Source organism: uncultured Tateyamaria sp., assembly GCF_947503705.1.
Classification (GTDB): Bacteria; Pseudomonadota; Alphaproteobacteria; order Rhodobacterales; family Rhodobacteraceae; genus Tateyamaria.
Map to the genome: position 1 here is coordinate 201810 of NZ_CANNES010000006.1, position 13863 is coordinate 215672.

15 protein-coding genes are annotated in these 13863 nt (G+C 62.9%); 10 read left to right on the forward strand and 5 right to left on the reverse strand.

Annotation, left to right across the window (positions count from 1 at the left end):
* The first annotated feature begins 4 nt into the window (after window positions 1-4).
* From Q1A44_RS14910 to Q1A44_RS14935, 6 genes are all read left to right on the forward strand, one after another.
* The gene (locus tag Q1A44_RS14910; RefSeq protein WP_299626771.1) at window positions 5-1363 is read left to right on the forward strand and encodes a DUF2927 domain-containing protein; all 1359 of its coding nucleotides are present in this window, start codon (window positions 5-7) and stop codon (window positions 1361-1363) included.
* A 34-nt stretch (window positions 1364-1397) separates the two neighbouring features.
* Window positions 1398-1568: an apolipoprotein acyltransferase gene (locus tag Q1A44_RS14915; RefSeq protein WP_299626774.1), complete on the forward strand. Its 171-nt coding sequence runs from the start codon at window positions 1398-1400 to the stop codon at window positions 1566-1568.
* A 1-nt stretch (window position 1569) separates the two neighbouring features.
* On the forward strand, window positions 1570-2757 hold the full coding sequence (locus Q1A44_RS14920) for a VWA domain-containing protein (protein WP_299626777.1): 1188 nt from the start codon (window positions 1570-1572) through the stop codon (window positions 2755-2757).
* Window positions 2758-2805: 48 nt separating this feature from the next.
* Window positions 2806-3969 (forward strand): cytochrome P450, encoded by a 1164-nt coding sequence (locus Q1A44_RS14925; RefSeq protein ID WP_299626780.1) that lies wholly within the window; start codon window positions 2806-2808, stop codon window positions 3967-3969.
* Between the two features lie 70 nt (window positions 3970-4039).
* On the forward strand, window positions 4040-4735 hold the full coding sequence (locus tag Q1A44_RS14930; RefSeq protein ID WP_299626783.1) for a M48 family metalloprotease: 696 nt from the start codon (window positions 4040-4042) through the stop codon (window positions 4733-4735).
* A gap of 55 nt (window positions 4736-4790) precedes the next feature.
* Window positions 4791-5654: a hypothetical protein gene (locus Q1A44_RS14935; RefSeq protein ID WP_299626786.1), complete on the forward strand. Its 864-nt coding sequence runs from the start codon at window positions 4791-4793 to the stop codon at window positions 5652-5654.
* Here Q1A44_RS14935 and Q1A44_RS14940 read toward each other — a convergent pair.
* The 5 genes from Q1A44_RS14940 to Q1A44_RS14960 all read right to left on the reverse strand — a co-directional run bounded on the left by Q1A44_RS14940 (window position 5651) and on the right by Q1A44_RS14960 (window position 11300).
* Window positions 5651-6199, reverse strand: coding sequence for an RSP_2648 family PIN domain-containing protein (locus tag Q1A44_RS14940; RefSeq protein WP_299626789.1), 549 nt, complete (start codon window positions 6197-6199; stop codon window positions 5651-5653). The two genes, Q1A44_RS14935 and Q1A44_RS14940, sit on opposite strands and share 4 nt — an antisense overlap.
* Window positions 6196-7410, reverse strand: a complete 1215-nt coding sequence (locus Q1A44_RS14945; protein WP_299626792.1) for an RSP_2647 family RNA methyltransferase — start codon at window positions 7408-7410, stop codon at window positions 6196-6198. The genes Q1A44_RS14940 and Q1A44_RS14945 overlap by 4 nt, the downstream gene beginning before the upstream one ends.
* A gap of 39 nt (window positions 7411-7449) precedes the next feature.
* Window positions 7450-8127 (reverse strand): DUF6778 family protein, encoded by a 678-nt coding sequence (locus Q1A44_RS14950; RefSeq protein WP_299626795.1) that lies wholly within the window; start codon window positions 8125-8127, stop codon window positions 7450-7452.
* Window positions 8128-8268: 141 nt separating this feature from the next.
* Entirely contained in the window at window positions 8269-8547 is a 279-nt protein-coding gene (locus tag Q1A44_RS14955; protein ID WP_299626798.1) for a hypothetical protein, read from the reverse strand.
* Complete coding sequence (locus tag Q1A44_RS14960) at window positions 8544-11300, reverse strand: glutamine-synthetase adenylyltransferase (protein ID WP_299626801.1); 2757 nt, start codon at window positions 11298-11300, stop codon at window positions 8544-8546. Before Q1A44_RS14960 ends, Q1A44_RS14955 begins: the two co-directional genes overlap by 4 nt.
* Window positions 11301-11378: 78 nt before the next feature.
* On the opposite strand from Q1A44_RS14960, the gene Q1A44_RS14965 reads away from it, so the two are divergent.
* The 4 genes from Q1A44_RS14965 (at window position 11379) to Q1A44_RS14980 (ending at window position 13791) form a co-directional block, all read left to right on the forward strand.
* Entirely contained in the window at window positions 11379-11846 is a 468-nt protein-coding gene (locus Q1A44_RS14965; RefSeq protein ID WP_299626804.1) for a YbaK/EbsC family protein, read from the forward strand.
* 142 nt (window positions 11847-11988) lie between these two features.
* Window positions 11989-12396 carry a DUF2852 domain-containing protein gene (locus Q1A44_RS14970; protein ID WP_299626808.1) on the forward strand — a complete coding sequence of 136 codons (408 nt, stop codon included), beginning with the start codon at window positions 11989-11991 and terminating at the stop codon, window positions 12394-12396.
* A 68-nt stretch (window positions 12397-12464) separates the two neighbouring features.
* Window positions 12465-12899, forward strand: coding sequence for an RDD family protein (locus tag Q1A44_RS14975; protein ID WP_299626811.1), 435 nt, complete (start codon window positions 12465-12467; stop codon window positions 12897-12899).
* Between the two features lie 67 nt (window positions 12900-12966).
* A complete protein-coding gene (locus Q1A44_RS14980; protein ID WP_299626814.1) occupies window positions 12967-13791 on the forward strand; it encodes an arginyltransferase in 825 nt (274 codons plus the stop codon).
* The last annotated feature ends 72 nt before the right edge of the window (window positions 13792-13863 follow it).

The following is a 13863-nucleotide window of genomic DNA, read 5'->3' on the forward strand; positions in this document are numbered from 1 at the left end:
CCCGATGCGCCGCTTTGTCCTGCCCCTGGTGCTGGTGTTGAACGCCTGCGTACCCGTCACGCCCGGCGACACGCCTACGCGCGCCCTGCCGCAATCCAGCGACCTGCCGCCGATGAAAACCTTTGGGCCCCCGCGCCCTGACCAGCCGATCAAATCGAATAACGACCTGGCGCTGGACTTCATCGAACTCAGCTTCCAACTGGAATCCGGCCGCGACCTGCCCGTCTTCACCCGGTTCGAAGGGCCGATCTCCGTCCGCGTCACGGGCGCGCCGCCCGCCTCGCTGGGCAGTGACCTGAACCGGCTGATCTACCGGCTGCGCACCGAAGCAGGGATCGACATCCATCAAACGGCCCCGAGCAATCCCGCCAACATCACCATTGAGGCCGTGAGCCGCGCCGACATCCGCCGCGCCCTGCCCCATGCGGCCTGTTTCGTGGTGCCCAACATCACCACCATATCGGAATACAAACCCAACCGGCGCAGCGTACGCACCAGTTGGAGCAACCTGCGCACCCGCGAAAAACTGGCCATCTTCCTGCCCAATGACGCCAGCCCCCAAGAGGTGCGCGACTGCCTGCACGAAGAACTGGCCCAAGCGCTTGGGCCGCTCAATGACCTCTACCGGCTGCCCGACTCCGTGTTCAACGACGACAATGTGCACACGGTCCTGACGGGTTTTGATATGATGATGCTGCGGGCCTACTACGCCCCTGAACTGCGCTCCGGCATGAGCCGGGGCCAGGTGGCCAGCCGCCTGCCCGCTGTGTTCAGCCGGATCAACCCGCAAGGCGACGGACTGCGCGCCAACTACGCCACCCGGACGCCGCGCGCCTGGAGCCAGGCCATCCAGACCGCCCTTGGCCCCGGATCAACCAACAGCCAACGCCAGCAAGCCTCCGATCAGGCGCTCCAGATCGCCCGCGCCATGGGCTGGCAAGACCACCGTCGCGCCTTTGCGCATTATGCCAAGGGGCGGCTCCTGCTGGCCTCTGATCCCAAAACGGCCCAGACCCATTTCCGCGCCGCCGATCAGTATTACGCTGCCACCCCCGGTGCCAATCTGCACCGGGCCTATGTGGCCACCCAACTGGCCGCCTATGCAATCACCCGTGGCGACGGCGATCAGGCCATGCTGATCCTCAGCCCGCACATCGACGAGGCGGCGCAGAACGAAAACGCGGCGCTGCTGTCGACCCTTTTGCTGTTGCGCGCCGAGGCACTGGACCTGCAGGGCCGGTCCGCCGAGGCGCGCACCGTCAGGCTGGACAGCCTGGGCTGGGCACGATACGGATTTGGCCCGGACTGGGCGGTGCGGGCCAAGCTGCGGGAAATCTCTTCGCTGAACCCGCTGAATGGTTGAACTTGCCGCCCCAAGGCTTTGAAAGGCAAGTGAAATGATCGTAATTTTGGCGGCCCTTTCCGGGGCCATCATCGGCGGTATGACCGCCCGCAAACGCAGCGGCAATCGCCTCGATATCGCCCAATACGCTGCCGGCTATGCGCTCGCCTTTACCGTGGTGGGACTGATTGCCACAGTCGTGATCGACCGCATCCTGAGCAGCTAAGATGTTCTTGCCCTTCTTTGACAGTTTGCGCAAAAACGGGGTGCCCGTTTCCTTGCGCGAGTTTCTGGCATTTCTGGAAGGGATGCAGGCGGGCTTGGCCACCTATGATGTGGAGGCGTTTTATTATCTCGCCCGCACCGCCATGGTCAAAGACGAACGCAACATCGACAAGTTTGACCGCGCCTTTGCCGCCGCCTTTGAGGGGCTGGAACAGATCAGCATCGACGAGGTGCTGGAGGCGGTGGACATCCCGCAGGAGTGGCTTGAGAAACTGGCGGAAAAGCACCTGTCAGAAGAAGAGCGCGCCGAAATCGAAGCATTAGGCGGCTTCGACAAGCTCATGGAAACCCTCAAGAAACGGCTTGAGGAACAAAAGGGCCGCCATCAGGGCGGCAACAAATGGGTCGGCACGGCGGGAACCTCACCCTTTGGCGCCTATGGCTACAATCCCGAAGGGGTGCGGATCGGCCAGGACAAATCCCGTCACCAGCGCGCCACCAAGGTCTGGGACAAGCGCGAGTTCAAAAACCTCGACGACACGGTCGAGCTTGGCACCCGCAACATCAAGGTGGCCCTCAAACGCCTGCGCCGCTGGGCCCGCGACGGGGCGGCGGACGAATTGGATTTGAACGGCACGATCCGCGCCACCGCCGAACACGGCTACCTCGACGTCAAAACCCGGCCCGAGCGGCGCAACGCGGTCAAGGTGCTCTTGTTCCTCGATATTGGCGGCTCCATGGACCCCCACATCAAGATCGTGGAAGAGCTGTTCTCAGCCGCCAAATCCGAATTCAAGCATTTTGAGCATTTCTATTTCCACAATTGCCTCTACGAAGGCGTGTGGCGCGACAACCGCCGACGCTGGGATGCACAGACCCCGACGCATGAGATTCTGCGCACCTATGGCCCTGATTACAAATGCATTTTCGTCGGCGACGCCAGCATGTCCCCTTACGAGATCGCCTATCCCGGTGGGGCCAACGAACATTGGAACGCCGAGGCGGGCCAAGTCTGGCTGGCGCGCGCCCGTGATCACTGGCACTCCAACCTCTGGATCAATCCGGTGCCCGAGAAATATTGGGGCTACACCCATTCCATCGGCATGATTCAGGAGATTTTCGGGCCCGAAGCCATGGTGCCCATGACCCTCGAAGGGCTCAGCCGGGGTATGAAAACCCTGACGCGCTAGGCGACGGCGGAATTGCCATTGTGCCGCCGCCTCCCTAGGCTTTGACCCATGTCAGATGCCCCCGTCTTCTCCATCGATCCCGCCGGTTTTCACGCCGATCCGTACCCGACGCTGGCCCAGATGCGCGCCCAGGCCCCGGTGTGCTATGTGCCCGAACTCGGTGCGACCCTTTTCACCCGCCGCGACGACGTGTTCGTACAGGAAAAGCGGATCGAGATGTTTTCCAGCCACCAGCCCGCCGGATTGCTGACCAAGGTCATGGGCGAGAACCTGATGCGCAAGGATGGCGACGCCCACATGGCCGAACGCCGCGCGCTCTTTCCCGCGCTCAGCCCGCGCACGGTACGTGACGTGCTGGCCCCACAGTTTCGCACCATCGTGCAGGGGCATATCGACAGGCTCAAACCCATGGGCTCGTGCGATCTGGTGTCGGACTTTGCGATGCCGGTTTCGGCGGACGCGCTGCGGGTGATGACGGGGCTAACGAACATGGAGGCCGCTGACATGGATGCAGCCAGCCAGGCCATGCTGGACGCCGCCGCCAACTACCAAAACGATCCTCAGATCGACGCCAAAGGCCACGCGGCTGCGGCGCAGGTTCTGGCTCTGATAAAAGACCGCCTGCCCGAACTCCGCGCCGCGCCCGACCGCTCCATCATCTCGGTTCTTGATCAGGCGGGCCTGTCGCTGGATGCCATCGCGGGCAATGTGCGCGTCATCATCGGCGGCGGCCAGAACGAGCCGCGCGATGCCATCGCGGGCACCGCCTGGGCGCTCCTCACCCATCCCGATCAAAGGGAAATGATCGACACCGGCCAAGCCACCTGGACCGCCGCCTTCAACGAATATACCCGCGTCGTCGCCCCCATCGGGATGAGCCCCCGGCGCGTCGCCCAAAACGGCACCGCTTGCAACGTCACGTTCCAACAGGACGAGCTGATCTTCTTCATGTTCGGCTCTGCCTGCCGGGATGAGAGCCATTTCACCGACCCCGACCGCTTTGACATCACCCGCGACACAGGCCCCGCGATCCCCTTCGGCGCAGGGCCGCATTTCTGCGCAGGGGCCGCCGCCTCGCGCAGCCTGATTGCTGACCACGCCCTGCCGATGCTCTTTGACCAAATGCCGGGGCTCACCCGCGCAGGTGACGCCCCGTTTCAAGGCTGGGCCTTTCGCGGCCCGACCCAAGTGCCCGTCACTTGGGCGCCCTGACTTCATTGTTCTAAAAACACTCAAAATCCCAAAGCTTGCCACAAGCGTCCAAGCGCCCCATATCAAGCGCATGATCAAATTTGCCCCGATCCTGCTCGCCGTCCTCTACGGCCTTGCCATGTACCGGTTTTCGGTCTGGCGAACGGCCCGCGAGCTGGACGAAAAATCCACCGAACTGGCCGACCCGATGCTGCGGCAAATGTGCGACCAACTGGCCGGTGCGCTCGAAATTGAGCGGATCAAGGTCCACATCTACGAGATCGAGCCGGTCAACGGTCTGGCCGCTCCCGACGGGCGGATCTTCATAACGCGGGGCTTCTACAACAAGTTCCGGCAAGGCGCGGTCTCCGCCTCTGAAATGGCCAGCGTGATCGCACACGAACTGGGGCATGTGGCGCTTGGGCACACCCGCCGCCGGATGATCGACTTTTCGGGGCAAAACGCACTGCGCACGGCGCTGGCCATGGTACTGTCCCGCTTTATCCCCGGGGTCGGGGTCTGGATTGCCAATGGGCTGACGACACTTTTGGCCGCGCGGCTCTCGCGGCAGGATGAATACGAGGCAGACGCCTATGCCGCCGCGCTTTTGACAAAGGCAGGCATCGGGATCACGCCGCAAATCACGCTGTTCAACAAGCTCGAAGCGCTCACCAAATCCAATGCAGGCCGCGCACCCGCCTGGCTGCTCAGCCACCCCAAAACCACTGAACGGATCAAGGCGCTCCAGGATTTGCAGGCAAAGTGGGACGCGATCCCCGCCCCTTAGCAGAATGGTAATCTCTGTCCCGTAGCGTCTCGGCTGACGGGTAGGCAGAGGTATTATGCGCACAACTCTCATCGCCTTGACGGCCCTTGTGATGCTTTGGGCACCTGCGCCGATATTAGCCAATGGCGCAGGCGCAGACCAACTCCGCGACCGGGTGGCGCGGGTGACGCTGGCGGCCCGCCAATCCGCCTTGCTGCACAGCATGGCGATGTCGGTCTGCTTTTCCATCGGCGGGCTGGACGCGCAAAGGATGGACAGCCAGGCACTGGAACAGGCCGACACCTACAGCACAGTCCTGGCGGGATTGCGCAATGGTCAACAATGGATGGAACTGTTGCCCGAAACCGATCCGGCCAACCTCGACGCCCTCTCTCGCGCCAGCGAACACTGGCAACGCTTTGAACCTGCGATCAGACAACTTGTGGCGGGCGATTGGCATTCCGTGGTCATCCGCCAATCAATTTATTCCGTCACCCCAACATCGGACAGCGCGGACGCCCTGGCCCGGCATTACCTCACCCGCTTCGGGGAGGAGTTGATTGATGCGCCCAGTGCGGCGGGAATGCGGCTGGCCGCGCATTACCGGATGCTGTCGCAACGCGCGCTCAGCGAAATGTGCTATATCCATTTCGACCTCGGGTTGCCCCGCGCCCGGCTCAGCTTGACGTTGCAGGAAATGGAAAGCGCGGCAAAAACTCTGATCGACGGGGGGCCAGGGGTCGCGGCACCGCCCAACGCGCGCGTGGCCCGAAACCTGCGCACCGCCTTCCTGTTCTGGAGCAAGATGCGCCCCACCCTGGACAAAACCGCGACCGGTGCAGCACTGCCCGATACCGAGCTGCAAAAGGTGTTGAAATTCAACCGTTCCGTTCTCAAGCAACTGGATCAAGCGGTCGCAGGCTATATGCCCGCGCGCTAGCCCATCCGCTCCAGCGCCTTACCGAGGCGGGGCAATCGCGCCTTCTTCATCAGGCTCCGCCGTGTCCACGCCTGCCCCGACAACCGACGCGCCTCGGCCAGAACGCCATCCACAACGGCCGAGACGACACCCGGCTGCGCCTCCGCGCACCCTTGCAAATATCCGTCCGGATCCACCCGCAACAACCCTTCTTCGTTCAGCACATTGCGCGGGAAATCCTTGGCATTGGCGGTCATGATCGCATCCGCCGACCCCGCAATCGCGGCGGCCAACACATGGACATCTCCGGGGTCAGGCAACCAGAGCCGATGTTCCAACTCTGGCGGATACCGGATTTCTGCACCCGGCCAAGCGGCGTTCAGCATCACAATCTCACCGCGCGCCTGCGCTTCGGCCTCTGGGCCCAGACGGGCCGCCGCACGTGCCCATTCCTCAAGGATACGCGCCGACCATTGCGGCTGAAACAGCCCGGCCCGCGCCACGCCCAAAACCACTTCGCGCATGACCGTGGGATACAGGACATTGGCGTCGATCAGGATTTTCATAGGCGGAAGAACAACGCCTTGAGATACCCGCTTTCGGCCAATTGCGGCTGCAACGGATGGTCCGGCCCGGCAAAGCCTGTATGGATCAGCGCGGGCTGCCGCGCGGCACGCCCGATCCCGCGCAGGCACGCGGTGCGGAACTTCGCCAGATCAGCTGCATGCGAACAGCTGCACAGCGCCAGAATACCGCCCTCTGCCACCAATGCCGCCGACAGACGCGCAACGCGCTCATAAGCGCGCAATCCCGCATCCAGCGCGGGTCGCCCGGGCGCAAAAGCAGGCGGATCACAAATCACCAGATCAAATCGTTCGCCCGCCTCGCCCAAGGCCGTCAGCACGTCAAAAGCATCGCCCTGACGGCTTTCAAACCGGTTCTCGACCCCCATTGCGACAGCCCCCTGCCGGGCCAGATCCAGCGCCGGTGCAGCCCCGTCCACACATAGGGTCGACACGGCACCGCCAGCCAACGCGGCGAGGCCAAAGCCGCCCACATGCGAAAACACATCCAGCACCCGCGCGTCTTGTGCCACCGATTTGGCGAATGCATGATTGGGACGCTGATCATAGAACAGACCGGTTTTCTGCCCGCCCGTCACATCCGCCATATACACAGCGCCATTCATCGGCACCGCGATGGGCGCTTCCGGTGCGGCACCGATCAAAACCCCGCCGGCATCGTCCAACCCCTCAAGGCTGCGCGTACGTCCACCGGCATTCTTGAGCACATGGGTCACGCCAGTCACCTCGACAAGGGCCGCAGCGATCACATCGACGCGCAGATCGGCCCAGGCCGCATTGGGCTGGATCACGGCCGTGTCGCCAAAACGGTCGATGATGACGCCCGGCAGGCCGTCGGCCTCTGCATGGATCAAACGGTAAAATGGCGCGTCAAAAAGCCGGTCGCGCAAGGCCAAAGCCCGGCGCAGACGTGCCGCAAACCAGGCCTGATCCACCTCTGCTTCGGGATCGGTGTCAATCATGCGCGCAATGATCTTCGATCCGGGATTGACTGCCGCCAGCCCCAAAGGGTTGCGGTTCTCATCCTCCAGCACAGCCAGGGTTCCTGCGGCAAGGGCCTTGGTCCGGCGGTCGGTCACAACCTCATTGGCATAGGCCCAGGGAAAGCCGAAACGGATGCGCTTGGCATCTGTCTTGGGGCGCATACGAACATGGGGGCGGGGCGTCTGAGACGCAGAAAAGGGCGCTGTCATAGCGCCCCCCTCTACGTCTTTGTCCCTCTGTGGGAAAGATCAGATTTGGTTCATCGCCTGAATGAGACCCAGCTTGGGGTTCTCGAACCCCTCCACCGTGGTCAATTCCTGCCGGATCACGTGGGCCAGATGGTCAGTGATGCGCACTTTCTGGGTCTGACCGCGGGCCTCGGCCTGCAATGCGGCACGTCCGCCCAGACCGCTCAGGTCCGCACGAATGTGACGCGGCTCGGACAGCATCACGCCAGTGGCCGGATCCCGCAAGGTCAGGAAAAAGCTGATATTGTGCACGCCGCCCGTGGTATAGCGCGCCTTTTCGGTCAGCGCATGGAACCGGGTCACTTCGATGTCCAAAGCGATGGGCAATGCGCCCTCCAGAGGGGCGGTGCCCCGCGCCAGTGCGGTCTCAAAGATGGCCTGCACCTGCTGGTAACGGTCCCCAACGGGATCATCCCGCCACACGATGTCGCCCGAGGGCAAGAAACGGTTGGCTTCCGATACTTTGAGGCTGCGTGGCACCCGCACGGTGATCGCCTCCACACGCACGTCCGACAGCGGCGCCAGCGTTTGGGCCCCTTGGGACGGCGCGCCCGGTTGTGCAGCAGGCGGCAACGTCGTCGTTTCAAACGGGGCGTTCCGCGATGCAATGTTGGGGTTGGCACAGGCCGAAACAAGGCCACCGAGAACAAGCACAAGAACTAGTTTGAAGCGTTTCATATCAGTCTCCGATCGGCGCAATTGGTCTGCGCACTTTTTGTTACGACGACAGATATGCTTCCCGATTAAGGCGAATTTTCGACAATTTGTGTTCAAAGCCAAGATTGTTTCGTGGCCTGTCCGTGGCTGACACGTGGCAGGTCAGCTGGCCCGAGTCCGCGATCGCCACCCTCCGCGACGGCGTGGGCTGGACATGCGGGTCTGCCCCTCTTGCAGGACGTGCGTCATGGGGTGGTCCGGATGCGCGCCCTCATATTCGGCCAGCAGATGGCCGATGGTTGCCACCGCATCCTGCCCGTCGGCCAGGCTGAGCGCCCAATCCAGAAGGATGGTGCGGCATTCAGATTTGGTAATGCCCTCGATCCGGTAGGCTTCAAAGATCAGCCCCTTGGGGTCGTGCGCGTTGCCCTTGATGCTCATGGCCGTTCGTCCTTCTGTCCCGTCTGGACCGCCCGCGTGATCAACGCGGCGGCCTCTGTCTCGCATCTGCGCAGGGTGGCCTCTGCCTCTGCAATCGTTGCGGCCCCCACCGCGCGCAACAGCACCGCCTGACCGCCCGCCCCCACAGCATCGGCATCCACCGGCCCCACGGTCAACAGCCGGGTCGCCATCTGCACGCGCCACATCATGGCGTAGGACTGGGCCAACGTCTGCGCATCAGCGGCATCCATCAGACCAACCGCGACAGCCGCCTCCAAACCGGCGCTCACATCCCGCGCGGGTGTCCCGCTCAGCACCAGACCGGCCTGCGCCAATAGCTCGATATCCTGCAACCGGCCCGGCCCAATCTTGGCATCCCACGCCCCATCCGGGGCCTTGGCCGCTGCAATTCGGTCCCGCATATCCGCCAGATCATCCATGACAGCCGCGCGGTCACGGGGTCGTGCAATGATCGCCTGGCGAAACGCCTCCACATCCGCCACCAAGGCTTCCGGCCCCGCCACACAAGTGGCCCGGCTCAGCGCCAGATGCTCCCACAGCCACGCGTCATTTTCCTGATAACTCTGGAAGGCTGTCCAACTGGTCGCCACCGGCCCCTGATTGCCCGACGGACGCAGGCGCATGTCCGCTTCATACAGCCGCCCCTGCGCCGTTTGCGTTGTCACGGCGGTGATCAGGGCCTGGGTCAGGCGCGCATAATAGGGCCGCGTGGATAACGCACGCGGGCCGTCGGACTGTTCCACATCCATGGGGTCGTAAATAACAATCAGGTCCAGATCAGATTCCGGCGTGAGCAGCCCCGCGCCCAGGCTGCCCATCCCCAAGATCACCGCCCCACGCCCCGGCGGCGGACCGTGGCGTCGCGCAAATTGAGCCTGCACTTCGGGCCAAAGGGCCGCCAACGCCGCACGGGCCAGATCGGCATATTGCGCGCCCGCCTCACGGGCCGAGGACAGATCGCGCAAATGATGCACGCCCACGCGAAAATGCCATTCCTTGGCCCAGATGCGGATTGCATCCAGCTTGGCCTCGTAATCATCCTCTGCCGTCAAACGTGCGATTGCATCCATCTGCAACGCATCCCGTCCGGGCCACGGAGCAAAGAAACTGCCCCCGATCACCGCATCCAAAACCCCGGCGTTCCGCGACAGGTGTTTGGCCAGCGCGGGCGACGTGCCCACAATGTCGATCAACAGATCCACCAGCGTCGGGTTCGCCTCGAAAAGCGAAAACAGCTGCACGCCCGCAGGCAGGCCCGCCAGAAACCCGTCAAAGGCAGCAAGTGCCTCGGCAGGCTTGGCCGTATCGGCCAATCGGGCCAGCAACATCGGCTCGATCCGGTCAAAAAGGGCGGCACCCCGCGCCGTGCGCAAGGCCGGGTAGCTGCGCCAACGGGCCTGCATCGTGCTGTCGACCGCCACGGGCGCCGCGACAGGTTCGGGGGCAAAAAACCCTTCGGTCTCGCTGTGCACTTCAGCCAGCCGGCCCTTCAACGCCGCCTCCAGGGCCGTGCGGTCGGTGCCCATCATGGCAGCCAATCGCTCAAACCCCTCGTCATTGCCGGGCAAGTTGTGGGTCTGGGCGTCACGCACCATCTGCACGCGGTGCTCCACCATGCGGGCAAAGCGGTAATGATCGGTCAGGCGCGCCGCCAGATCATCCGCCACCCAGCCCTTTTCGGCCAACCGCGCCAAGCCCTGCACAGTGCCCCGCACGCGCAGATCCGCATCACGCCCGCCTGCAATCAATTGCCGGGTCTGGGTGAAGAATTCGATCTCACGAATGCCGCCCCGCCCCAGTTTCATGTTATGCCCGGGCAATGTGATCGGCCCGCCCGTGCCCTTATGCGCCCTGATCGCCAGCCGCATGTCATGGGCGTCCTGCACAGCGGCAAAATCCAGATGACGCCGCCAGACAAAGGGGCGCAACTCTTCCAGAAACGCATCGCCCTCCGCGATGTCACCTGCACAGGTGCGCGCCTTGATATAGGCGGCCCGCTCCCACGTGCGGCCCAGACTTTCATAGTACCGCTCGGCCGCTCCGGCAGACAGGACAACCGGATTGACCGATGGATCAGGGCGCAGCCGCAGGTCGGTGCGAAACACATAGCCTTCGCCCGTATTGTCGCTCAGCGTGGCACACATGTCCTGCACCGCCTTGACACAGGCGCGGCGAATATTGGGAAAATCTTCCGGGTTATGGCGCGTCTCGTCAAACAGGCAGATCAGGTCGATGTCGGATGAATAGTTCAGCTCGAATGCGCCCATCTTGCCCATGGCCAGCACAAACAGACCCACATCACGATCAGGCAGCTTGCCGCGTTTCACCTGATGGGCCAGCCCCGCGGTCAGCGCCGCCTCGCACGCCATGTCCGCCAATCGGGTCAGCGCGTCGGTCACCTGTTCCAGGCTCCACGCCCCGCCCAGATCGGCCAGCGCCGTCAGCAGCGCCGCACGCCGTTTGGTTTGGCGCAGCACCGATTTCAGGTCAGGCAAATCTGGATCGGGCCGCGTCAGGATTGCCGCCAGGGCCGCATCGGGCGCATCCAGCGCCTCCGGCAACCATGCCGCCTCCCGCTGGATCAGGCCCGCGAGATAAGGGCTGCACCCTGCGGCCCCGCTGACCAGCGCGGCCAAGTCGCCCGAAAGATCGGGAACCGATGCGGCGGCCTCGTCCCCTCGGTCGGGATCAAAGGGGCGTGGCATGCGGGTCAGGGCGTTGGCAAGGCTCATGGCCCCACCTTCACGACATGGGCGCGGCGACGTCAATGGGCCTTGCAGCGGCGGGCCCCTCGGGGCAGGTTCAAGGCCATGAGCAAAAGCCTGAAACGGGTGCGCGCGGCGCTGAACGCCGCAGGCATCGACACCGACATCATCGAAACACCCCTCGCCCGCACCGCAGCCGATGCGGCGACGGCCTTGGGGTGCGAGATTGACCAGATCGCCAAATCCATCATCTTTCGCGGCGAGAACAGCGGCAAAGCCATCCTCTTTATCACGGCAGGCGGCAACCGCGTCGATGCGGACAAGGCCACCGCGCTTGCGGGCGAACCCTTGGGCAAGGCCGATGCGACGCTGATCCGCGCGCAAACCGGCTTTGCCATCGGGGGTGTTTCTCCGGTTGGCCACGTGAACCCGATCACCGCCTTTGTAGACCCCAGGCTGATGGATTTTGACGTGATTTGGGCTGCAGCGGGCACACCACACCATGTTTTTCGGTCCAACCCACAAGAAATGTTGAAAATTTCTGGCGCGCAACTCTCTGATTTTGCGTCATAAAACGCGTTTATGTAAAAAACATTCACATTTAGGCTTGCACGCGAGCCTCCCTGCCCCAATCTTGGTGGTGTGGATGTAAAACACATTCACATCGACACAGGGTCACCGGGGCACGCTGCCCCCCATAGCGAAAGGTTCGAAAATGACGTCCATGTCCACAACCGCCCCGACACCCCATGACAGCGCGGGCTGGTTTACCAAATCGGAACGCTGGCTTGATGAAAAGGGCAAGGGCGCTTGGATCGCCGCCATGGTCCTTGGTTTCATCTTCTTCTGGCCCGTTGGCCTGGCCCTTCTGTTCTACATGATCTGGAGCAAACGCATGTTTTCAAAATCCTGCAGCCCCCGTCGCATGGGGCAACACATGACCACGATGCGGTCCACCGGCAACGCGGCCTTTGACAGCTACAAGGCCGACACTCTGCGCCGTCTGGAAGAAGAGCAAAACAACTTTGAAGCCTTCCTTGAACGTCTGCGCGAAGCCAAGGACAAGTCGGAGTTCGATCAGTTCATGGACGAGCGCGCCAACGCCGCCAAATCCGAAGACTGATCCCTCCACCCTCCGGCCCCGGGTTCCTCCCCCGGGGCCTTTCCCTCTCTTATCGGAAAATCGGAACCATGAACCTCGCAGACCCCGCCACCCAACCTCAGTTCTACCGCGACGTGGCCAGCAAGCGCCTGATCGCCTGGTTCATCGACAGCGCGATTATCGCAGTGATCACGGTGCTGATCGTGCCCTTCACCGCCTTCGTGGCGCTGTTCTTTATCGTGGGTCTGGCGGCGGTGGTCAGCTTTATCTACCGCGTTATCACAATCGCCACGGGCTCGGCCACCTGGGGTATGCGCCTGATGGCCATCGAGTTGCGCGACGCTTCCGGTGCCCGTCTGGACCTCGGCCAGGCGTTCCTGCACACGCTGGGGTACACGGTCAGCTGGGCCATCTCGCCGCTGCAACTGGTGTCGATGGTCATGATGGCCACGACCGAACGCGGCCAGGGTCTGACCGACATGGTGATGGGAACCGTAGCCTTGAACCGGCGCGCCCGCCTGTAAGCCCGCGTTTACAGCTTGCCAGTTTGCGCTGGCTTGGTATCATCCGCGCAACCCGCATAGGATGATCATGCGCCACACACTTCCCCTTGCCCCGCAGTTCTACGTGACTGCGCCCCAACCTTGTCCGTATCTGGACGGACGGATGGAGCGTAAGCTGTTCACGGCGCTGCAGGGGGAGAACGCGGAGAAGCTGAACGACAGCCTGAGCCAACAAGGATTTCGCCGCTCGCAAAACGTGCTCTACCGGCCTTCTTGCGCGGATTGCTCGGCCTGCCTGTCGGCGCGGATCGACGTGTCGCTGTTTGAGCCGACCAAGAGCCAGCGGCGCACGGCCAAACGCAACACCGACCTCAAGCGCCGGGCCACATCGCCCTGGGCGACAGAGGATCAATACGCGCTCTTTCGTGACTACCTCGACAGCCGCCACGCGGATGGGGGCATGGCGGACATGGACGTGTTCGAATTTGCCGCCATGGTCGAGGAGACCCCAATTCGCAGTCGGGTCATCGAATACACGGACGAGGAAGGCGGCGACCTGATCGGGGTGAGCCTGACGGATGTGCTGAGCGACGGGCTGAGCATGGTCTATAGTTTTTACACGCCGGACGCGCCGCGGCGGTCGCTGGGCACCTATATGATCCTGGATCATATCGAGATCGCGCGCGAGGCGGGGCTGCCTTATGTGTACCTGGGATATTGGGTGCCGGGGAGCCAGAAGATGGGGTACAAATCCAAGTTTTCGGGGCTTGAAGTGTATCTAGGCGGGCGCTGGCAAAAAATGTCGGACCCGGACAATTTCCATCCGGATACGCACCCGCTTTCGACCGATCCGATTGCGGAACAGGTGGCGAATATTTCGTTGCCCGACACGCGGCCCACGCACAAGCCCTGAGGGGCTGTCCCCGTGGGGACAGAATTTTACTCCAATAAAAACAACTGATTACACTACGAGATTAATGCTTTG